Genomic DNA, 20,040 nt, shown 5'->3' with positions numbered 1-20,040 from the left:
GCGAACCGCTGCCCACTTCGCTCGAAAACGCTCCAGTCGGAGACATCAATGAATTCGACGACCGACCACCTCGAGAGCACCGCCGACCCAAAACTGCTCGAAATCCTGGTGTGCCCGATCACCAAGGGACCGCTGGAATTCGACGCCGCGCGGCAGGAGCTGATCTCGCGCTCCGCAAAGCTCGCCTATCCGATCCGCGACGGCATCCCGATCATGCTGCCGGAAGAGGCGCGCAAGATCGACTAGAGCATGATCCGGAAAAGTGTGAAGCGGTTTTCCCGCGACAAACGCAAGCGTTTGCGCTGAGATCATGCTCCAATAAGAGGACCACATGCGCGCCCTCGTCACATGGCTGCTGCTGCTCGTCTCGGTGGCGAGCGCGACAGCCGACGAGAGCAGGCTGCGCATCGGCGCCATTGACGCGGTGCTGACGGTGCCGCCCGACATCGCAAAACCGCCGGTGGCGCTGCTGATCGCCGGCTCCGGCTCGACCGATCATGACGGCAACGGGCCGCAGCTCAAGCCGGCGACATTGAAGAAGCTCTCCGAGCAGCTGGTCGCACGCGGCATCGCGACGCTGCGCTACGACAAGCGCGGCGCCGGCGAATGGAAGAAGGAGTTCGGTCGTCCGGAGGACTTTCGCTTCAAGGACTATGTCGGCGATGCGGCGGCACTGATCGAGTATCTGCGCGGCAGCGGCAGGTTCGCCCATGTCGCGGTGGTCGGGCACAGCGAGGGCGGCCTGGTCGCGATCCTCGCCGCACAGCGCGTGCCGGTCGACCGGCTGGTGCTGCTGGCAACGGCGGCGCGCAAGCAGGGCAACCTGTTGAAGGCGCAGCTCGAAAAGCAGCTGCCGCCGGACAAATTCGAGCCGATCGGAAAGGCCATCGACGACATCATGGCCGGGCAGATCGTCAACCCGCCGCCGGCGGGGCTGGCGATCGCGCCTGCGATGCAGCCCGCCATCGCATCCGCCTTCACCGAGGATCCGATCGATCCGATGAAGAAGATTACCGGGCCTGTCCTGATCGTCGCGGGCGGCCGCGACCATCAGCTGGCGCGTCTCGACTACCTCGCGCTCACCACCGCCGACGTAGCGGCCAAATCATTGTGGCTGCCGGACATGAATCACCTGCTGGTCGACGTCACCGACGCGGCGGACGACATGGCAAGCTACAACGAGCCGGAGCGGCCGCTCGATCCCGACCTGATCGACGCGGTGGCTGGCTTCATTTCGCAGAAATAGTGGATGCGAAGGCCGTAGCCCGGATGAAGCGCAGCGCAATCCGGGGCCGATCCACCCGTGGAGAGACTGCTCCCGGATTTCGCTTCGCTGCATCCGGGCTACGGCACCGCGCGAGTCCTACAGCGCCTCGCCCTTCAGCAGCCGCGGCACTTCGCCTGACAATCCCGCTGCCTGGCGGATGAACATGCTCTTCAGCGGCGGCGCGCGATCGACGAGGCCCAATCCGATGTCGCGCACGGTGCGCAGCAGCGTCGATTCGTTAGAGAACAGGAAGTTCAGCGAGTTGGTCGCAACACCCATCGCCATCGTGTCGAAGCGCCGCCAGCGCTGATAGCGCTCGAGCACGTCAGCCTGTCCGAGATCCATGCCGAGCCGCGCCGCATCGACGACGACCTCGGCAAGCGCTGCGACATCCTTCAGGCCCATGTTGAGCCCCTGTCCTGCGATCGGATGGATCACATGCGCGGCGTCGCCGATCAGCGCCAGACGTTCGGCAATGAACGAGCGCGCGACGAAATAGCCGAGCGGGAATGCGCGCGGCTTGTCGAGCGCCTTAATCTCGCCGAGGTGCAAACCAAAACGCTGCTCGAGCTCGGCGTGGAATTCCTCCTCGCTCAGCGCCGTGATGCGCGCGGCCTCCTTGCGCGTCTCGGTCCACACCAGCGACGAGCGATTGCCGGTCAACGGCAGGATCGCGAACGGACCGGCGGGCAGGAAATGCTCCTCGGCGCGACCGTGATGTTCGCGCTCATGCCCGACGGTGACCACGATGCCGGATTGGTCGTAGTCCCAGCCATGGGTCGCAATCCCGGCGCGCTCGCGCAGCTTGGATCGCGCGCCGTCGGCGGCAACCAGCAGGCTCGCATCGATCTCGGTGCCGTCGGCCAGCCGGACGCTGATGCCGTCGGGCCGCGAGTCGAAGCTCGACACCGCGGTGGCGCGCAGCTCGACGCCCTCGGCCTCGGCGCGGGTCGCGAGCGCATCGATCAGATAGCGGTTCTCGACCATATGGGCGAACGGCTCGCCGGGCTCGACATTGCCGGCGAAGGTCAGGAACACCGGGCGCGTCGCATCCTCCAGCTTGGAGTCGGTCACGACCATGTCGGTGATCGGCTGCGCCGTCGGCGCCACCTGCCCCCAGACGCCGAGGGTCTCGAACAACCGCCGGCAGGCCGCCACGATCGCGGTCGCGCGCGGATCGCGGCTCGGGCGCTGGCTCAGCGCCGGATCGGCCACGATGACCGGAATGTCCGGCCCCAGCCCCTGGCGCAACGCCACGGCCAGCGCCAGACCCGCAAAAGCGCCCCCGCAGATGACAATACTTCGCTGTGCCGGCATGCCGTTCCTTTACGCGCCCTGCGCTCTCAGACTGTGCTTGCTACCTGATAATAGCTGGGCGAAACAGGAGACAGAAACAAGGCCAAATCCAACGGTCGTCATTCCGGGGCTCGCGCAGCGTGAACCCGGAATCCATCAAGCCGCATGTTCCGTGGACGAATGGATTCCGGGCTCTCGCTTCGCGAGCCCCGGAATGACGAAAGAGAGCCCCCTCATGTCCAAGAGCCTGATCGACCTGTTGTCCATCCTCGATCTCGAGCAGCTCGAGGTGAATTTGTTCCGCGGCAACAGCCCGAAGACGAGCTGGCAGCGCGTGTTCGGCGGCCAGGTGATCGGCCAGGCGATGGTCGCGGCCTGCCGCACCGTCGAGGGCCGGCTGCCGCACTCGATCCATTGCTATTTCATCCTGCCGGGCGATCCGCAGATCCCGATCATCTACCAGGTCGAGCGGCTACGCGACGGCAAGAGCTACACCACCCGCCGCGTCACCGCGATCCAGCACGGCAACGCGATCTTCTCCATCATGGTGTCATTCCACGCCGAGGAAGAGAGCAACTTCAATCATCAGGAGAAGATGCCCGACGTGCCGCCGCCGGAGAAGCTCACCGCGGAGGAAGTGTCGAAGCAGCCGATGTTCAAGGAAATGCCGGAGTTCATCCGCCGCTACTATGAGAGCGACCGGCCGATCGAGCTGCGCCCGGTCGAGCTCGGCCGCTATTTCGGCCAGCAGATCGAGGATGGCCGCATCCACGTCTGGATCCGCACCGCGGCGAAATTGCCCGACGATCCGGCGCTGCATCTGTGCGCACTCGCCTATGCATCGGATTTCTCGCTGCTCGATGCGGTCATGGCGCGCTACGGCCGCACGCTGTTCGACCGGCGCATGATGCCGGCGAGCCTCGATCACGCGATGTGGTTTCACCGCCCGTTCCGCGCCGACGAATGGCTGCTCTACGCGCAGGATTCGCCGAGCGCGCAATCAGGCCGCGGCCTGACGCGCGGCCAGATCTTCAAGCCCGACGGCACGCTGGTGGCGTCCGTCGCGCAAGAAGGTTCGGTGCGCGAACGCAAGGCGTAAGCGTGATCCGGAAAGGTGCGAAGCGGTTTTCCGCGACAAACGCGAAGCGTTTGCGCTGAGATCATGCTCAAACAAGAGCCTAAAGCGCGATGACGATCCAACCTGACCTCATCGCGCTTTAGCGCGCTCAGGCGCCCGCGTAAGCGCCGCGCTCGGTCAGCGCGAATTGCGAGACGATCCAGTTGGCGTACCAGCGCAGCACCCACGGAATCGGGATCAGGAAGGCGCAGCCGATCGAGAACACGATGGTTCGCCACAGCACCTCGAGCCCGGATGCGTTGAAGGTGACCTCGCGGCGCGTGCCCTCGACGTTGCGGCAGATCCAGCGCAGCCATGCGGTCAGCACCCAGGCCCAGCCGACGATGGTGATGGCCGAGATCACCATCAGCAAATACCAGCCGATATAGACGAGCGGGCTGCCCGTGAACGAGATCGGCAGATCCTGGCCGCTCGAGCTGAGGCGGCCGAAGATCCAGCGCACGATCATCCAGCTCAGGAAAGCCTGCAACAGCAACGAGAGCAGCGTGACGATGTTGCTGTTGGCCGCTCCGGCATAGGTCAGAAGACCGAGCACGATGAAGACGTACCAGATGTCGAGCGGCTGCCCGGTGAAGCCGAGATGCGGCCGGCCCGGCACGCGGATATAGGGAATCGCGAAGCGGTATAGGCCGGTCGCAGTCCACGGCGCGGGGATGACGAAAATCTGGCCGATGAACATCAGCAAGCTGCGTCCGAACAGGCCCCAGATCGGGAAGTCGGCCGACAGCGCGCCGCCACTATAGTTTGCCGATGCGGCCACCGGCGGCGGTCCGCCGGCCTGCGGAAACGCCGGCGGCGCACCCGCGCTCGGAACAAGGCCAGGAATCTCCCCGGCCTTCTGCCAGCCGGCCATGCCCTCGGTCCACACCAGGGTATCGGCGCCCACCATGCCACGGGTGATCAGGTCGCGGAGCTGAGCTTCAGGCAGGGGGCCCTTTTGCTGGCCTTCAGATGCATAAAACCAGTTTCGATTCGACATTTTATTGTTCCTCGGGGCGCGGGCGCACGCGCTGTGGCGAGAATGAGCCAGCGGGAGCGCTGGCCGGGGCGGGAAAGCCATATTCTGGCCGACGGTTGTCGTCCCGTACAGTGACGGAGTTCACGCGCTGCGCACGTTTTCCCCTTCAACCTGCAACTTTTTTATGCCATTTGCCCAGAAAGCTGCCAGATTTGGCGGATGGCAAATTGCCGCTCCGGTGGCGGAACGTGCAGGCTCGGAGATGGCAAGTGCCGCTCCGGGGATGGGCGCACACGGAAAACCTCAAGGAAATGAAGGCCTGAACCATGAAACTCGTCGTCGCGATCATCAAACCGTTCAAGCTCGATGAGGTACGCCAGGCCCTGACCGCGATCGGCGTTCACGGCATGACGGTGACCGAGGTGAAGGGCTATGGCCGCCAGAAGGGCCACACCGAGATCTATCGCGGCGCCGAGTATGTCGTGAATTTCCTGCCCAAGCTCAGGATCGAGATCGCCGTCGATACCGCGCTCGCCGACAAGGCAGTCAGCGTCATCACCGAGCACGCCCGCACCGGCCAGATCGGCGACGGCAAGATCTTCGTGACGCCGATCGACCACGCGCTGCGTATCCGCACCGGCGAGACCGACAACGACGCGCTCTGAGCCTTGAAGCATGAGTCTTGGAGCTTGATCCGGAAAAGTGGAAGCCGGTTTTCCGAAAAGATCATGCTCAAGAAAAGTTCGAGATCACCGCCGGCAACGACGCCGGTGCACGCCGAAATCCACACCAAGCAACGACGACACGCCGGGGAATGATGATGGGGGCACGGGCTCTTCGTGCAGCGATATCAGCTGCGCCGATCACTGCTGCAATCCTGCTCTCGTGGGGTACGCCGGCGTCAGCGCAAGACTCCAGCGCCTCCGGCGTCAACGCCGCCGACACCGCCTGGATGATGGTCGCCACCGCGCTGGTGCTGATGATGACGATCCCGGGGCTCGCGCTGTTCTACTCCGGCATGGTGCGCAAGAAGAACGTGCTGGCGACGATGGCGCAGAGCCTCACGGCCGTTGCGATCATTTCGATCCTCTGGGTCGTCTTCGGCTATTCGCTGACCTTCGTCGGCAACGGTCCATGGCTCGGATCGCTCGACAGCTGGTTCCTCGCCGGCATCACGATGGACAGCGTCAATCCGGCGGCAAAGACCATCCCGGAAGCGCTGTTCATGCTGTACCAGATGACGTTTGCGATCATCACGGTGGCGCTGGTTGCCGGCTCGGTCGCCGACCGCATGCGGTTCTCCGCCTATGTGCTGTTCTCGATCGGCTGGTTCATCTTCGCCTATGTGCCGCTGGCGCATTGGGTGTGGGGCGGCGGCTTCCTCGCCTCGATGGGCGTGATGGACTTCGCCGGCGGCCTAGTCGTGCATCTGTCCGCCGGCATCAGCGGCCTGGTCGCGGCCAAGGTGATGGGCAACCGGCACGGCTACGGCCATGACAATCTGTCGCCGTTCGACCTGTCGCTCGCCGTGGTCGGCACCGGCCTGCTCTGGGTCGGCTGGTTCGGCTTCAACGGCGGCTCGGCGCTGGCGGCCAGTTCACGCGCGGTGATGGCGATCACCGCCACCCATCTTGCCGCCTGCGCCGGCGCGCTGACGTGGGGCGCGATCGAATGGGCGACGCGCCGCAAGCCGTCGGTGCTCGGCATGATCTCGGGCGCGGTCGCAGGGCTCGGCACCATCACCCCGGCATCCGGTTTCGTGGCGCCCTGGCACGGCATCGTCATCGGCATCATTGCCGGCCTGGTCTGCTTCTGGGCCTGTACCTGGCTGAAGCATCGCTTCCAGTATGACGACTCGCTCGACGTGTTCGGCGTACACGGCATCGGCGGGCTGACCGGCACGCTCCTCGCAGGCGTTTTCGCCACCGCGGCGATCGGCGGCACCTCCGGCCTTCTGGAGGGCAACCGGTGACAGCTCCTGATCCAGCTCTACGGCGTCGTGGTCACGCTGGTCTGGTGCGGCGGCGTCACCTTCGTGCTGCTCAAGCTGGTCAGCGCCTTCGTCCCGCTGCGCGTCTCGATGCAGCAGGAGCTGGAGGGCCTCGACATCTCGCAGCACGGCGAGGCGCTGCAGTAAGCCGGCTGCTCGAGCCTCAAGTGGTTCGGGGCTTGCACAACACATTAGTATATGCTTATGTGTTGGCATGGTCGACACCGATATCTTCAAGGCACTGGCCGATCCGACCCGCCGCAGGGTCTTTGAGAAACTGGCTGGCGGCAGCCTGAACGCCAGCGCCTTGCGCGACGGGCTTGAGATCAGCCAGCCGGCGATTTCGCAGCATCTGGCAGTGCTGCGCGCGGCTGGACTGGTGCGCGAGCAGCGGCAGGGCCGCTTCGTGAATTATGAAGTCGACCCGGACGGGATCGCCAGCATCGGGACCTGGCTCGCCCGCTACCGCGCCTATTGGCCGAAGCGCATCGAAGCGCTCTCTGACCTCTTGAAGGACATGGATCAATGAGCGACACGGTTGAGCCTGACGCCGACGCAGCCTTGGTGATCGAATACGAGCTCGACGCGCCGCCTGACAAAGTATGGCGCGCCGTCACCATTCCAGCCCTGCGCGAACGCTGGCTTCCGGATTGTGATCTCGCGGGCGCTGAACCCCTATCATCGATCACGGGCGAAGAGGTGCGTTACCGGCTCCGCGACTCCGAGCCGCCGTTTCGCGAGAGTCACGTTACCTTCCGGATCGAGCCGAACGAGGCCGGCGGCACCCGGTTTCGCATCATCCAGGAAGCCTGCGACCAGCGCGCAAACCAGCCGCAAGCGGCCAACAGCAACAGCCGCGTGCTGATGCGCGCGGCCTGATCGCAGACTTCATCATCCGCTGAAACTTCATCACCTGCTGAAATGGGAGGTCGCCGATGCGCGACATGATGCAACTCGTCCCGATGGTCGTCGAACAGTCGTCCCGCGGCGAGCGCTCCTTCGACATCTATTCCAGGCTGCTGCGCGAACGCATCATCTTCCTCAGCGGCGAGGTCAATGATGCGATGTCCGGGCTGGTCTGCGCGCAGCTTCTGTTCCTCGAGGCCGACAACCCGAACAAGCCGATCAACCTCTACATCAACTCCTATGGCGGCGTGGTCACCAGCGGGCTTGCGATGTACGACACCATGCAGTTCATCAAGGCGCCGGTGCACACGCTGTGCATGGGCACTGCGCGGTCCATGGGGTCGTTCCTGCTGATGGCCGGCGAACCCGGTCATCGCGCCGCGCTCCCGAATGCCAGCCTGCACGTGCATCAGCCGCTCGGCGGCTTCCAGGGCCAGGCGTCCGACATCCAGATCCATGCCGCCGAGATGCAGGCGACCAAGCGGCGCATCATCCGGCTTTATGCGCAGCACTGCCGGCGCACCGAGGCGGACGTGGAACGGACCCTGGACCGCGATCACTTCATGTCGGCGGAGCAAGCGCTCGAATGGGGACTGATCGACAGGGTTTTTGAAGCGCGCGACGCCGTCTAATGGCCTGGCATTGCTTTATCTAAATACCGACGCCTGCACCGCGGCTGAGCAGAATTGTGTCCAGACCCTGGCTTGCTCACGAATTAGGCCAATCTGATTAGATTTTAGGCGCGACGGAATAGCGCAGCAGCACCTTGCTCCCGCAATGCGGGAAAAGGTCCGGATTCATAATCCATTAGCGAACCCGAGCCGTTTGGCACGGCATTTGATTCTAAGGGTCTCGGCTGTGCCCGCGTAATGGATGTCTTCCGCGTGGTGAACCTCAGTCGAAACTCCCGGTGTTCGTTCGCACCGGGCCCAAGCGGGGATAGGACTCATGAAAATTGTTATGGCGATCATTAAGCCATTCAAGCTGGAAGAGGTCCGTGACGCCCTGACCGCCATTGGCGTTCACGGTCTCACGGTGACGGAAGTCAAGGGGTACGGCCGCCAGAAGGGCCATACGGAAATCTATCGCGGCGCCGAATATGCGGTGAGCTTCCTGCCCAAGATCAAGATCGAGGTCGCAGTCGCCTCCGATCAGGTCGACAAGACCATCGACGCCATCACCGCCGCCGCCAAGACCGGACAGATCGGCGACGGCAAGATCTTCGTCATCAGCCTCGAGCACGCCGTGCGCATCCGCACCGGCGAGGCCGATGCCGCGGCCCTCTGATTTCGCGCTCAACCCTTAAGACCTCAGGAGTGAAATAACATGACGTTCAAGCGTCCCTATGGCGCGGGATTGGCGGCCCTCGCAGTCGGCCTCTTTGCCGCGACCGCCGCCTACGCCGAGCCAACCGTCAACAAGGGCGACAACGCCTGGATGCTGACATCGACGGTGCTGGTGCTGTTGATGACCATCCCGGGCCTCGCACTGTTCTATGGCGGTCTCGTCCGCTCCAAGAACATGCTCTCGGTGCTGGCGCAGGTGTTCTACACCGTCTGCATCGTCACCGTGCTCTGGGCCCTCTACGGCTACAGCCTCGCCTTCACCGGCGGCTCCGACTTCATCGGCGGCTTCTCCAAGGCCTTCCTGATGGGCGTCACGCCGGATTCCAAGGCCGCGACCTTCTCGGTCGACGCCAATATCTCGGAGCTCGTCTATGTGTGCTTCCAGATGACCTTCGCGGCGATCACGCCGGCCCTCATCGTCGGCGCCTTTGCCGAGCGCATGAAGTTCGCGGCGATCGCGCTGTTCATCCCGATCTGGGTCACCGTGATCTACTTCCCGATCGCGCACATGGTCTGGTACTGGCCGGGCCCGGACGCCATCCAGGATGCCGCCAAGGCGCTTGCCGCCGCGGCTGACGGCGATGCCAAGACGAAGGCGCAGGCCGCCCTCGACGCGATCAACGCCGATGCCGGCTGGATCTTCAAGAAGGGTGCGATCGACTTCGCCGGCGGTACCGTCGTGCACATCAACGCGGGCATCGCCGGCCTCGTCGGCGCGCTCCTGATCGGCAAGCGCACCGGCTACGGCAAGGAGCTGATGGCTCCGCACTCGCTGACCATGACCATGATCGGCGCCTCGCTGCTCTGGGTCGGCTGGTTCGGCTTCAACGCTGGTTCGAACCTCGAAGCCAATGGCGGCGCCGCGCTCGCCATGACCAACTCCTTCGTGGCCACGGCCGCGGCGGCGTTGGCCTGGATGTTCGCGGAATGGATCATCAAGGGCCATCCCTCGCTGCTCGGCGCGCTCTCGGGCGCGGTCGCGGGCCTCGTCGCGGTGACGCCTGCGGCCGGTTACGCCGGTCCGATGGGTGCCATCGTGCTCGGCCTCGTGGTTGGCGTGGTCTGCCTGTTCTTCTGCACGGTCGTGAAGAACGCGCTCGGCTATGACGACTCGCTCGATGTGTTCGGCGTCCACTGCGTCGGCGGCATCATCGGCGCGCTCGGCACCGGCATCCTGGTCAACCCGGCGCTCGGCGGTGCCGGCATCATCGACTACACCGCGATCCCGCCCAAGGTTGCCGATTACGACTTCGTGGCGCAGATGACCTCGCAGGTCTGGGGCGTCTGCACCACGCTGGTGTGGTCGGGCGTCGGCTCTGCGATCCTCTACAAGATCGTGGACGTGATCGTCGGCCTGCGTGCCAACGTCGAGACCGAGCGTGAAGGCCTCGACATCACCGAGCACACGGAGCGCGCCTACAACATGTGAGTTCTCCCGGGGCGCGACCTCCCCAAGCGGTCGTTCCCAGAACTACGGTCCGGGCACATACCCGGCAATGTCCGGACCGTTGAGGGGCTCCAGCGCAAGTTGGAGCCCCTTTCTTTTTTCTCCGGCTTGAGAAAATATTGTCGGAATGGCCTGCCATTGTGGAATGACAGGCCACAAACAACGAAAATGGGAGGACGTCATGAAGGTGCAAGGCAGGTGCTATTGCGGCAACGTGCGCTATGAGGCCGAGGGCGAACCGATGATGGCGGCGCAATGCCTGTGCCGCGAATGCCAGTACATCACCGGCGGCGGACCGAACATGTTCATGGCGATGCCGACCACCGGCTTCAAATACACCGCAAGCCAACCCAAGCAGTTCACCCGCAAGGACCTCGACCGTGCCGTGACGCGCGAATTCTGCCCGGAATGCGGCACGCATCTGGTGACCAAGGTACCGGGCCTGCCGGCCACGATCCTGAAGGTCGGCACGTTCGACGACCCCAGTGTGTTCACCCCGCAGATGACGATCTACACCTGCGACAAGCAGACCTTCCACCATCTGCCCGAGGGCAAGCCGTCGTTCGAGAAGCTGCCGGCGCGCTGAAACGCGCAAGAAGCTGAAGGCATTCGGCCACGGCGAACGGTTATCCCGGCACCTTCCGGGATCTCCATCGCCGCAGGCCACGGCGCGCCAGCCACCAGATTAGTGCGATGACCGGCAGCCACGGCACAATGGCGACGATCGTCGTGATCAACGCGGCGACCGAGCTGACAGCTGTCTCACCGACCGCTCTAATGGCTTGGTGAATCGGAGTAAGGTCGGCTCCGCCAAGCAGACTCGCGGCGCCCAGATAGGCGACCTCAACACGCACCATGTCGGTGCGCGCACGCAGATTGTCGTGATGTGCCGTAATCGACTCGACGTTGGCCTGGGCCTGGGCGAGCTCTTTCTCGATCGCGACGAGGTCAGCCGCCGATTTCGGCGACTGATCGCGCAGCAGCGCCGTCAGACGGTCTCGCAGCATGGTCTTCGCCGCGAGCCGCCGTTCGTCGTCAAGGATGGGCGCAGCAAGATCCTCTGACGATTGCGCATTCATGATGATTTGGGCGGGTGGCGCCGCCAACGCCGCGGCGAACGCTTCGAATGATTCGGGTTTGATACGGACCGAGGCGTGGGCATGGATGCGCCCCTCGTTCGAACGATCGATCGAGGTAGCCAGAATCGAACAGCCGAGCTTCGCGCATTCGGCCATGTGCTGACGTTGAACGGCTTCGATTTCGGCGCTGGGAACGCGCAGCGTCAGGCGATGCGTGACCGCAACGTAACGATCGGCCGCAGAGGGATTGCCCTGCACCGCTACGCCGGGCATGGCAACGTCGGCAAAAGCGTTGGTTGGGCCCGCACCGTACTGCTTCTGTGCGCAGGCGCTCAACAACGATAACAACAGCGCCACCAAGCATACCGTTCGACCCGTTCTTCTCGTCATTCGCATCCGCCAGCCAATTTGAGTTCCGGCGACCCAATGTGTGGAACATTGCGGCACGGTGGTGGCGCTTCGGGGTACAATCGCAGGTAAGCACGTCCAGGCTCGTGCTGGCACTCGATCTGGTCGCTTAGAGCGGCATACTCGTGCCCGCACAGAGTTTGGCGGTCACGCTGCGTCGCGCGCGTGCTCGAGTGTGCGGCTTTGTTCAACCCTGATCAGTCGATCAGGACTTCCTCGTCCGATAGCTCGCTCGGCGCGCCGTCGCGCAAATAGCTTTCGAGGATACCGGCGAGCGACAGCGGCGTCAGCCGCTCTTCAGCGCTCGCGAGATCGGCGATCGGCCACCAGCGGAAGCAATCGAGCACCTTCGCCTCGGCCTCATCGGCCATCACGGGATCGAATCGATCGGCGCGAACGATCCGGTACTCTTCTTTCTGCGAGATCCGCCGGCCGCCCCAATTGAAGATGTGGTGACGCCGCCAGACGGCGGGGCCGGGTGCGAAATCGACCAGCCCCAATTCCTCGGCCAGCTCCCGCTGCAACGTCGCCTCAGCCGTCTCGTCGCCCTCGATGCCGCCGCCGGGCGCGATCCAGAAGCAGTCGCCGCCATGCGGCGGCCGAATCCGCATCAGCAGTACTTCGCGTTCGGCCGTAATGATGAGCGCCCTGACGGCGCGGCGGTGAAGCATGTCTCGGAGCAATTTGGTGCGATTTTCGCGGTTTTCCCGGAGCCAGCGCTGATATCACGGGCCGGCCAATCGCGCGCGCCACCGATGGTTAATCGCGTCTTAACCTCGCCCTATCTATGGTGATTTGATCGGTTTACGGTCGGCGCCCTTATCCTCCGACCGCAGTGAAAGTGCTGGCATTTCAATCATGGCAATGACCGCCTCATCCGGCTTGGCGCAGGGCGCCGGCGATGTCGCATCCGCCGGCCAGGCCGAGCGCTCCCCATTCGTGCGGACCACCGAGCTGCTGGCGCCCTACCAACCGGCTAAGCCCTTGATTACGCTGTCGGTAGGCGAACCGCAGCATCCTGTGCCCGATTTCGTTGGGCCGGTGCTGGCGAGGCACACCGCCGAGTTCGGCCGCTATCCCATGGCCAAGGGCATCGAGCCGTTCCGCCGCGCGGCCGCGACCTGGCTGGGAACCCGGTTCCAATTGCCGCGTCCGGTCGATCCGGAGAGCGAGGTGATGGTGCTGAACGGCAGCCGCGAGGGGCTGTTCTTTGCCGCGATCACGGCAGCACGCTACGTCTCGCCGCGCAAGGGCCGGCCGGCAGTCCTGATGCCGAATCCGTTCTATCCGGCCTATGGCGCCGGCGCCCGCGCGGCCGGCTGCGAGCAGATCCATCTGCCGACCACGCTCGCTAACGGCTTCCTGCCCGACCTCGATTCGATCGACGAGGCGACGCTGGCGCGCACCGTCGCGTTCTTCATCGCCTCGCCGGCCAATCCGCAAGGCTCGGTCGCCTCACGCGCCTATTTCACGCGGCTGAAGCAGCTCGCTGATCGCTACGGCTTCATGATCCTCTCCGACGAGTGCTACTCGGAGATCTACACCCGCGACGCGCCGGGCAGCATGCTTGAATGCGCCGGACCCGACTTCACCAATGTGGTCGCGTTCCAGTCGCTGTCGAAGCGCTCGAACCTGCCGGGCATGCGCGTCGGCTTCGCCGCGGGCGACCGGGAGTTCCTCGCCGCATTCCTTGAGCTGCGCAATGTCGCAGCACCGCAGGTGCCGGTGCCGCTGCAACATGTCGCGGTCGCCGCCTATGGCGACGAGGCGCATGTCGAGGAGAACCGCAGGCTCTATCGCATCAAGTTCGATTTCGCCGACCAGATCCTCGGCAACCGCTACGGCTACAAGCGTCCTGCCGGCGGCTTCTGCGTCTGGCTCGACGTCTCCGACCGCGGCGGCGACGAGGAGACGACGGTCAGGCTCTATCGCGACGCCGGCGTTCGCGTGATTCCCGGCAGCTATCTGGCGCGCGAGCAGAACGACGGTTCCAATCCGGGCGCGGGCTATATCCGCCTTGCGCTGGTCTCCGACAGTGAATCGACGGCCGAGGCGATGCATCGCCTGGTCGAAACCCTGGGTTAATCGCGAAGCGCGAAGATTGAGTATGCCAGCGATCGAACGTGTCATCCCCCTGGTCGGCCATCTGCCGCTCTCGTTGCGCGAGGCGCTGGCGCGACGGCTGCGTGAGCTCACCGGGCTCGGCCTGATCGCGCTATCGGGCGCCATCACGGCCGCGCTGATGACCTGGTCGGTGCAGGATCCGTCGCTCAGTCACGCCACCTCGCGGGCGATCCGCAACGTGCTCGGCTATCCCGGCGCGATCGGCGCCGACCTGTTGATGCAGATCCTCGGCCTCGGCGCGATCATGCTGCTGCTGCCGGTCGCGGTCTGGGGCTGGCGGATGCTGACGCACCGTCCGTTCGACCGCGAGGCGCTGCGGCTCGGTTGCTGGGTCCTGTGCACGGTGATCGCGGCGGGCTTCGCCAGCTGCTGGCCGCACAACACCGCATGGCCGCTGCCGACCGGGCTCGGCGGCGTGGTTGGCGATGCGCTGCTGCGCGCACCGGCCGTGGTGTTCGGCCCGCCCGGCTTCATCTACCGCGTCGTGCTCGGCCTGATCCTGTTCGTCGCGATGGCGGCATGCTTCCTGTTCGCCTGCGGCTGGGGCGCCAAGGAGCAGGACGAGGAACTGACGCCGATCTCCGACGACGACGAGCCGTTCGTCGAGGAGGATGAGGACCGCAGCTCGGTCTCGCTCGGCTGGCTGTTCCACGCGCTGATGAGCGCCAAGGCCCGGCTCGGCTGGCTGTTCACCACCGCCTACAAATCGCTGGTGTCGAGCGGAGCGCAGGGCCGCAGCGCCGCGTTCGAGCGCCAGGAGCCCAATATCAGCGGTGGCCGCGCGGCGCCCTCGATCGCGCCCGCGCATGACGATCACGACGAGGATGAAGACGAAGCCGAGGACCTCGGCGACGACGAAGAGGAAGAAGAGGACGAGGAGGAAGTTCCCGTCGCGCGCGCACCGCGCAAGAAGGCCGAGCCGAAGCCGAAGAAGAAGAATTCCGACAAGTTCGAGCTGCCGTCGGTCTCGGTGCTCAGTGCGCCGAAGGCGAGCGATCGCCAGCCGCTGAGCAAGGCCGAGCTGGAGGCCAATTCGCGCTCGCTCGAAGGCGTGCTGCAGGACTTCGGCGTGCGCGGCGAGATCGTCAAGGCCAACCCGGGCCCGGTGGTCACGCTGTACGAGCTCGAGCCCGCGCCCGGCATCAAGTCGTCGCGCGTGATCGGATTGTCCGACGACATCGCGCGTTCGATGAGCGCGCTGTCGGCCCGCGTCGCCGTGGTCGCCGGCCGCAACGCGATCGGCATCGAGCTGCCGAACGCGCATCGCGAAAAGGTCTATCTGCGCGAGCTGCTGGTCGCCAAGGAAAGCGTCGATTCGGTTGCGAAGCTGCCGCTGTGTCTCGGCAAGACGATCGGCGGCGATCCTGTGATCATCGATCTCGCGCGCACGCCGCATATGCTGATCGCCGGCACCACCGGCTCCGGCAAATCGGTCGCGATCAACACCATGATCCTGAGCCTGGTCTACCGGCTGCGTCCGGATCAGTGCCGCCTGATCATGGTCGATCCCAAGATGCTCGAACTCTCCGTCTATGACGGCATCCCGCATTTGCTGACGCCCGTCGTCACCGACCCGAAGAAGGCCGTCGTCGCGCTGAAATGGGCCGTGCGCGAGATGGAAGAACGCTACAAGCGGATGGCCAAGCTCGGCGTGCGCAACATCGACGGCTACAATGCGCGCCTCGTCGAAGCCAAGGCCAAGGGCGAAGAGCTGACGCGCACCGTGCACACCGGCTTCGACAAGGAGAGCGGCAAGGCGATCTACGAGGAAGAGAAGCTCGACCTCGAGCCGCTGCCCTATATCGTCATCATCGTCGACGAAATGGCCGACCTGATGATGGTCGCCGGCAAGGACATCGAAGGCGCGGTGCAGCGCCTGGCGCAGATGGCGCGCGCCGCCGGCCTGCATGTGATCCTCGCCACGCAACGTCCGTCGGTCGACGTCATTACCGGCACGATCAAGGCGAACTTCCCGACCCGCATCGCCTTCCAGGTGACGTCGAAGATCGACAGCCGCACCATCCTCGGCGAGATGGGCGCCGAGCAGCTGCTCGGCCAGGGCGACATGCTCTACATGGCGGGCGGCGGCCGCATCAGCCGCGTGCACGGCCCGTTCGCGTCCGACGAGGAAGTCGAGAAGGTGGTGCGTCACCTCAAGACGCAGGGCCAGCCGGAATATCTCGAAGCCGTCACCGCGGAAGAGCCGACCGACGAGGACGGCGCCGTGTTCGATGCCACCGGCATGGGTGGCGACGGCGGCGGCGACCTGTTCACGCAGGCGGTTGCGATCGTCAAGCGCGACCGCAAAGCGTCGACCTCCTACATCCAGCGCCGGCTGCAGATCGGCTATAACCGCGCCGCCTCGCTGATGGAGCGGATGGAACTTGAAGGCATCGTCGGCCCGGCGAATCACGCCGGAAAGCGCGAAATCCTGGTCGGGGAGGAAGAGGGCCAGTTCTGATCGGGGGCGATCATCACGGAAAAACCATATCTCCCTCGGAAGAGGCGGGATAAAATCCGGCGAAGCGGGACGAGCGTCGAACAGAGACCTGACATATCTGATGGCAAAACATCTCATTGACCGCGGCACGCGCACTGCGCTGGCTCTTCTCGTCACCGCCGCGATCGCCGGCGGCGCGACTGCGCAGAATGCGCCGGCGCCGCCGAAACCCGTAGCCAACGCCGGACCGAAGGCTGCGCCGAAGGCCAAGGACGCCGGCGCGCAGAGCAATGCGGACAAGGGCCCGGCCACCACGGGCGCCACCCAGGCACCGCCGGACCCGGTGATTCCCGATCCACGCCGCAACGTGCCGGCCAACATCTTCCAGACCTTCGACGCCAACCAGAAGGCGCAGGCCGCCAAGGTCTCGGCGTACCTGTCGTCGCTGCAGACGCTGGTCGGGAATTTCGTCCAGGTCGGTCCCGACGGCACCAAGACCAAGGGCGATTTCTACATCCAGAAGCCCGGCAAGCTGCGCTTCGAATATGACAATCCGAGCACCATCGAGGTGATCGCCGACGGCTCGTCGGTCGCGGTGCGCGACCGCAGGCTCGCTACCCAGGACGTCTATCCGCTGTCGCAGACCCCGCTGCGCTATCTGCTGTCGGACCGCATCGACCTGATGAAGGACACCAACGTCGTCAGCGTCACCGCCGACGACGTGTTCGTCAGCATCACGATCGAGGAGAAGCAGGCGCTGGTCGGCACCAGCCGCTTCCTGCTGATGATCGGCGCCAAGGACGGCAAGCTCAAGCAGTGGACCGTCACCGATCCGCAGGGCTACGAGACGACAGTTGCGGTCTACAATCTCGACGCCACGCAGAAGCCCGATCCGGGGCTGTTCAAGATCGACTTCACGACGTATCCGGGTTCATCGCCGGGTTGAGCGGGATGCGTAGGATGGGTAGAGCGCAGCGAAACCCATCGTCTTTGTGCCGCGGATTGAGATGATGGGTTTCGCTGCGCTCTACCCATCCTACAAGCGCTTGCTTGTGGACAAAGCGCTAACCCGCACCGAGAACCGTGCTAAGACGCACCTCTCATGCGGTTCTCCGTCACCACCTGGAACATCAACTCGGTGCGCCTGCGCATCGACATCGTCGCCAAATTCCTGAAGGGCGCGCGGCCGGACGTGCTGTGCCTGCAGGAGACCAAATGCATCGACGATGCGTTTCCGCTGAAGCGCTTCAAGCGGCTCGGCTATGAGCACATCGCGCTGAACGGGCAGAAGGGCTATCACGGCGTCGCCATCGTCTCACGCCTGCCGTTCGAGACGACCGACATCCGGACGTTCTGCGACAAGATCGACTCGCGGCACATCTCGGTTTCCTTCGGCGAGAAAGCGCAGCTTTCGAAACCGCTGGTGCTGCATAATTTCTACGTGCCGGCCGGCGGCGACATTCCCGATCCCGCGCTCAATCCGAAGTTCGAGCACAAGCTGCAATTCCTCGACGAGATGAAGGCCTGCGAGCCGCTGCATCCGCGCGGCGACGACCGTCACATCCTGGTCGGCGACCTCAACGTCGCGCCGCACGAGAATGACGTGTGGTCGCACAAGCAGCTGTTGAAGGTGGTCTCGCACACGCCGGTCGAGACCGAGAAGCTGCTCGCGGCGCAGGCGCATGGCGAATGGTTCGACATCGCGCGTGAGCGGATTCCGATGTCGGAAAAGGTCTACACGTGGTGGAGCTATCGCGCGGCGGACTGGACCGTCGGCGACCGCGGCCGCAGGCTCGATCACATCTGGGTCTCGCGCGCGCTGAAGGATCACGTCAGCGACTTCAAGATCACCCGCGACGCCCGCAGCTGGGAGCGGCCGTCGGATCATGTGCCTGTGACGGCGGTGATGGAGGTTTAGACGCGGCGTCAGCCTAAGCACCGTCATCCTGAGGCGCGAGCGGAGCGAGCCTCGAAGGATGAATCGGCCCGGCTGGTGGCCGTCGACCCTTCGAGACGCGCGCAAGAGCGCGCTCCTCAGGGTGACGGATCAATGAGCTGTCGCCGCAACGACGGCGGCTACGTGCTCAGCTTCCCGCCCGCGATCAAAATGTCGCTCGCGAGCTGGCTCGTCCGCAGCGCGAGCTCGTCGCGCAGGCGGCGGGCCGCGGCCGGATCGCTTTCCAGCACGCGCTGGAACAGGCTGCGCGCGACGCGGATCACCGAGCCGCGCTCCAGCGCGGTCGCGGTCGAGGGCCGTTTCATCGCGACGATCAATGCGAGCTCGCCGATCAGCGCGCCGGGACCGGCGATGATCTCGGCGCCGCCTTCCTCGACCCGGAACGTGCCGCGCTGCACGACATAGCCGGCATCGGCCGTGTCGCCGGTCTTGAACAGCACCTCGCCTGCGTTGAAATCGCGTTGCTCGGAGCCAATCGCCAGCATGCGCAAGGAGCTGTCGCCCAACAGACGCATCGTCGGGACCTGCTCAAGCAGGGCTACGTCATCATCGATCGACATTCAGGGCCGGTAACCGCGGTGCGCCTCGATTTCACGAATCGTTGAGCGCGAAGCGTATCACGGCACCAGCTTGTAGCCACCGGCTTCCGTCACCAGGATTTCCGGGTTGGCGGCGTCCTTCTCGATCTTCTGGCGGAGGCGGTAGATGTGGGTTTCCAGCGTGTGGGTGGTGACGCCGGAATTGTAGCCCCAGACTTCCTGGAGCAGGGTCTCGCGCGACACCGGCATCTGGCCGGCGCGGTAGAGGAAGCGCAGGATCGCGGTTTCCTTCTCGGTCAGCCGGACCTTCCTGGCATTGGCGCCGGTGAGCATCTTCGAGCCGGGCCGGAACGAGTAGGGGCCGACCGAGAACACCGCGTCCTCGCTGGCCTCGTGCTGGCGCAGCTGCGCCCTGATCCGGGCCAGCAGCACCGCGAAGCGGAACGGCTTCGCCACATAATCGTTGGCGCCACTTTCCAGGCCGAGGATGGTATCGGAATCGGTGTCGTGGCCGGTCAGCATGATGATTGGGGCCTTGAAGCCGCCCTTGCGAAGCGAGCGGACCACTTCGCGGCCGTCGGTGTCGGGCAGGCCGACGTCCATCAAGACCAGATCGGGGGAATTGGCTTTGGCGGCAGTGGCGCCCTTGGCACCGGTATCGACTGCCGAGGCTTCGAACTCCTCGTGCAGGGACAGCTGCTCGACCAGCGTATCGCGCAGATCGGTATCGTCATCCACGATCAAGATCTTGCGGGCATTGGCCATAGGTACAATCCTTCGGGGGGCGGGGCGGTCAGAAGCGGAGGGCGCTTATGGCCGTAGCATCGGCTAGATACGTGCTCAGGTAGGCCGTCGTTACCGATTCACAAGGCAGCGCAGTCTACCTCAAATCCGGCGGGGCAGGACGTGAATGTCCTGTAATGCCGGGAGATAGAATGATCTGTTCATCCAAGGCAAGTTCAGTTTTGAACGATTCTTAAGGGAACACCAGCTATTTCAATCACTTATATGACAGTAAAACGTGATCGCCCGCTCTCCGCCATCGAGGTCCGCAGCGCCGCCGGCGATCCGCGCCGGGGCTGGCTGACGGCCGATGGCTGGACCGTTCCCGTGGCGCTTGGGCGCGGCGGAATCCTCGCCAACAA

General features: G+C 64.6%; 20 protein-coding genes and 2 pseudogenes. 16 read left to right on the top strand and 6 right to left on the bottom strand.

The window, feature by feature from the left end; genetic code table 11:
* The first annotated feature begins 48 nt into the window (after window positions 1-48).
* Window positions 49-246, top strand: a complete 198-nt coding sequence (locus H8B02_RS10120; protein ID WP_018269337.1) for a Trm112 family protein — start codon at window positions 49-51, stop codon at window positions 244-246.
* A gap of 85 nt (window positions 247-331) precedes the next feature.
* Window positions 332-1,246, top strand: a complete 915-nt coding sequence (locus H8B02_RS10115; protein WP_229166109.1) for an alpha/beta hydrolase family protein — start codon at window positions 332-334, stop codon at window positions 1,244-1,246.
* Between the two features lie 117 nt (window positions 1,247-1,363).
* Here the strand turns inward: H8B02_RS10115 and H8B02_RS10110 are convergent, their stop codons facing one another.
* Window positions 1,364-2,584, bottom strand: a complete 1,221-nt coding sequence (locus H8B02_RS10110; protein WP_229166108.1) for a ubiquinone biosynthesis hydroxylase — start codon at window positions 2,582-2,584, stop codon at window positions 1,364-1,366.
* 214 nt (window positions 2,585-2,798) lie between these two features.
* Here H8B02_RS10110 and tesB point away from each other — a divergent pair, with 214 nt between their 5' ends.
* Window positions 2,799-3,662, top strand: a complete 864-nt coding sequence (tesB, locus tag H8B02_RS10105) for an acyl-CoA thioesterase II (RefSeq protein WP_212312813.1) — start codon at window positions 2,799-2,801, stop codon at window positions 3,660-3,662.
* A 127-nt stretch (window positions 3,663-3,789) separates the two neighbouring features.
* Here the strand turns inward: tesB and H8B02_RS10100 are convergent, their stop codons facing one another.
* Entirely contained in the window at window positions 3,790-4,680 is an 891-nt protein-coding gene (locus H8B02_RS10100; protein WP_229166107.1) for a DUF4339 domain-containing protein, read from the bottom strand.
* A 305-nt stretch (window positions 4,681-4,985) separates the two neighbouring features.
* Here H8B02_RS10100 and H8B02_RS10095 point away from each other — a divergent pair, with 305 nt between their 5' ends.
* From H8B02_RS10095 to H8B02_RS10060, 8 genes and pseudogenes are all read left to right on the top strand, one after another.
* Entirely contained in the window at window positions 4,986-5,324 is a 339-nt protein-coding gene (locus H8B02_RS10095; protein ID WP_092121117.1) for a P-II family nitrogen regulator, read from the top strand.
* A 155-nt stretch (window positions 5,325-5,479) separates the two neighbouring features.
* A pseudogene (locus H8B02_RS10090) lies at window positions 5,480-6,796 on the top strand (ammonium transporter).
* 67 nt (window positions 6,797-6,863) lie between these two features.
* Entirely contained in the window at window positions 6,864-7,178 is a 315-nt protein-coding gene (locus H8B02_RS10085; RefSeq protein ID WP_229166106.1) for an ArsR/SmtB family transcription factor, read from the top strand.
* A complete protein-coding gene (locus H8B02_RS10080; RefSeq protein ID WP_229166105.1) occupies window positions 7,175-7,528 on the top strand; it encodes an SRPBCC family protein in 354 nt (117 codons plus the stop codon). The genes H8B02_RS10085 and H8B02_RS10080 overlap by 4 nt, the downstream gene beginning before the upstream one ends.
* A gap of 56 nt (window positions 7,529-7,584) precedes the next feature.
* Complete coding sequence (locus H8B02_RS10075; protein ID WP_229166104.1) at window positions 7,585-8,187, top strand: ATP-dependent Clp protease proteolytic subunit; 603 nt, start codon at window positions 7,585-7,587, stop codon at window positions 8,185-8,187.
* 316 nt (window positions 8,188-8,503) lie between these two features.
* Window positions 8,504-8,842, top strand: a complete 339-nt coding sequence (locus H8B02_RS10070) for a P-II family nitrogen regulator (protein WP_044539269.1) — start codon at window positions 8,504-8,506, stop codon at window positions 8,840-8,842.
* 39 nt (window positions 8,843-8,881) lie between these two features.
* On the top strand, window positions 8,882-10,330 hold the full coding sequence (locus H8B02_RS10065; protein ID WP_229166103.1) for an ammonium transporter: 1,449 nt from the start codon (window positions 8,882-8,884) through the stop codon (window positions 10,328-10,330).
* A 199-nt stretch (window positions 10,331-10,529) separates the two neighbouring features.
* Entirely contained in the window at window positions 10,530-10,934 is a 405-nt protein-coding gene (locus H8B02_RS10060) for a GFA family protein (RefSeq protein ID WP_163159909.1), read from the top strand.
* Between the two features lie 40 nt (window positions 10,935-10,974).
* Here H8B02_RS10060 and H8B02_RS10055 read toward each other — a convergent pair whose 3' ends face one another.
* The gene (locus tag H8B02_RS10055) at window positions 10,975-11,784 is read right to left on the bottom strand and encodes a DUF4349 domain-containing protein (RefSeq protein WP_229166136.1); all 810 of its coding nucleotides are present in this window, start codon (window positions 11,782-11,784) and stop codon (window positions 10,975-10,977) included.
* Window positions 11,785-12,032: 248 nt separating this feature from the next.
* On the bottom strand, window positions 12,033-12,506 hold the full coding sequence (locus tag H8B02_RS10050) for an NUDIX hydrolase (protein ID WP_283842174.1): 474 nt from the start codon (window positions 12,504-12,506) through the stop codon (window positions 12,033-12,035).
* Window positions 12,507-12,693: 187 nt separating this feature from the next.
* On the opposite strand from H8B02_RS10050, the gene H8B02_RS10045 reads away from it, so the two are divergent.
* The 4 genes from H8B02_RS10045 (at window position 12,694) to H8B02_RS10030 (ending at window position 18,317) form a co-directional block, all read left to right on the top strand.
* Window positions 12,694-13,920, top strand: coding sequence for an aminotransferase class I/II-fold pyridoxal phosphate-dependent enzyme (locus tag H8B02_RS10045; RefSeq protein ID WP_229166101.1), 1,227 nt, complete (start codon window positions 12,694-12,696; stop codon window positions 13,918-13,920).
* A 16-nt stretch (window positions 13,921-13,936) separates the two neighbouring features.
* A complete protein-coding gene (locus tag H8B02_RS10040) occupies window positions 13,937-16,420 on the top strand; it encodes a DNA translocase FtsK (RefSeq protein WP_229166100.1) in 2,484 nt (827 codons plus the stop codon).
* Window positions 16,421-16,520: 100 nt separating this feature from the next.
* Window positions 16,521-17,345, top strand: coding sequence for an outer membrane lipoprotein carrier protein LolA (locus tag H8B02_RS10035; protein WP_229166099.1), 825 nt, complete (start codon window positions 16,521-16,523; stop codon window positions 17,343-17,345).
* Between the two features lie 156 nt (window positions 17,346-17,501).
* Window positions 17,502-18,317, top strand: coding sequence for an exodeoxyribonuclease III (locus tag H8B02_RS10030; protein WP_229166098.1), 816 nt, complete (start codon window positions 17,502-17,504; stop codon window positions 18,315-18,317).
* Between the two features lie 158 nt (window positions 18,318-18,475).
* Here H8B02_RS10030 and H8B02_RS10025 read toward each other — a convergent pair whose 3' ends face one another.
* Together H8B02_RS10025 and H8B02_RS10020 are read right to left on the bottom strand one after the other, a co-directional pair.
* A complete protein-coding gene (locus H8B02_RS10025) occupies window positions 18,476-18,916 on the bottom strand; it encodes a Crp/Fnr family transcriptional regulator (protein ID WP_176534510.1) in 441 nt (146 codons plus the stop codon).
* A 57-nt stretch (window positions 18,917-18,973) separates the two neighbouring features.
* The gene (locus H8B02_RS10020) at window positions 18,974-19,660 is read right to left on the bottom strand and encodes a response regulator transcription factor (protein ID WP_016841446.1); all 687 of its coding nucleotides are present in this window, start codon (window positions 19,658-19,660) and stop codon (window positions 18,974-18,976) included.
* Between the two features lie 243 nt (window positions 19,661-19,903).
* On the opposite strand from H8B02_RS10020, the pseudogene H8B02_RS49285 reads away from it, so the two are divergent.
* Window positions 19,904-20,040 (top strand): annotated as a pseudogene (locus tag H8B02_RS49285) (L,D-transpeptidase family protein); the annotation flags it as partial.

Origin of the sequence: Bradyrhizobium altum (assembly GCF_020889705.1) — a bacterium.
Lineage (GTDB): Bacteria > Pseudomonadota > Alphaproteobacteria > Rhizobiales > Xanthobacteraceae > Bradyrhizobium > Bradyrhizobium altum.
This window is presented reverse-complemented; position numbering and strand designations above follow the sequence as displayed.

What these genes read in the sequence shown, in the direction of transcription:
- H8B02_RS10120 (WP_018269337.1), top strand. Translation starts at nt 49, where the DNA reads ATGAATTCGACGACCGACCACCTCGAGAGCACCGCCGACCCAAAACTG.
- H8B02_RS10115 (WP_229166109.1), top strand. Translation starts at nt 332, where the DNA reads ATGCGCGCCCTCGTCACATGGCTGCTGCTGCTCGTCTCGGTGGCGAGC.
- H8B02_RS10110 (WP_229166108.1), bottom strand. Translation starts at nt 2,584, where the DNA reads ATGCCGGCACAGCGAAGTATTGTCATCTGCGGGGGCGCTTTTGCGGGT.
- tesB (WP_212312813.1), top strand. Translation starts at nt 2,799, where the DNA reads ATGTCCAAGAGCCTGATCGACCTGTTGTCCATCCTCGATCTCGAGCAG.
- H8B02_RS10100 (WP_229166107.1), bottom strand. Translation starts at nt 4,680, where the DNA reads ATGTCGAATCGAAACTGGTTTTATGCATCTGAAGGCCAGCAAAAGGGC.
- H8B02_RS10095 (WP_092121117.1), top strand. Translation starts at nt 4,986, where the DNA reads ATGAAACTCGTCGTCGCGATCATCAAACCGTTCAAGCTCGATGAGGTA.
- H8B02_RS10085 (WP_229166106.1), top strand. Translation starts at nt 6,864, where the DNA reads ATGGTCGACACCGATATCTTCAAGGCACTGGCCGATCCGACCCGCCGC.
- H8B02_RS10080 (WP_229166105.1), top strand. Translation starts at nt 7,175, where the DNA reads ATGAGCGACACGGTTGAGCCTGACGCCGACGCAGCCTTGGTGATCGAA.
- H8B02_RS10075 (WP_229166104.1), top strand. Translation starts at nt 7,585, where the DNA reads ATGCGCGACATGATGCAACTCGTCCCGATGGTCGTCGAACAGTCGTCC.
- H8B02_RS10070 (WP_044539269.1), top strand. Translation starts at nt 8,504, where the DNA reads ATGAAAATTGTTATGGCGATCATTAAGCCATTCAAGCTGGAAGAGGTC.
- H8B02_RS10065 (WP_229166103.1), top strand. Translation starts at nt 8,882, where the DNA reads ATGACGTTCAAGCGTCCCTATGGCGCGGGATTGGCGGCCCTCGCAGTC.
- H8B02_RS10060 (WP_163159909.1), top strand. Translation starts at nt 10,530, where the DNA reads ATGAAGGTGCAAGGCAGGTGCTATTGCGGCAACGTGCGCTATGAGGCC.
- H8B02_RS10050 (WP_283842174.1), bottom strand. Translation starts at nt 12,506, where the DNA reads ATGCTTCACCGCCGCGCCGTCAGGGCGCTCATCATTACGGCCGAACGC.
- H8B02_RS10045 (WP_229166101.1), top strand. Translation starts at nt 12,694, where the DNA reads ATGGCAATGACCGCCTCATCCGGCTTGGCGCAGGGCGCCGGCGATGTC.
- H8B02_RS10035 (WP_229166099.1), top strand. Translation starts at nt 16,521, where the DNA reads ATGGCAAAACATCTCATTGACCGCGGCACGCGCACTGCGCTGGCTCTT.
- H8B02_RS10030 (WP_229166098.1), top strand. Translation starts at nt 17,502, where the DNA reads ATGCGGTTCTCCGTCACCACCTGGAACATCAACTCGGTGCGCCTGCGC.
- H8B02_RS10025 (WP_176534510.1), bottom strand. Translation starts at nt 18,916, where the DNA reads ATGTCGATCGATGATGACGTAGCCCTGCTTGAGCAGGTCCCGACGATG.
- H8B02_RS10020 (WP_016841446.1), bottom strand. Translation starts at nt 19,660, where the DNA reads ATGGCCAATGCCCGCAAGATCTTGATCGTGGATGACGATACCGATCTG.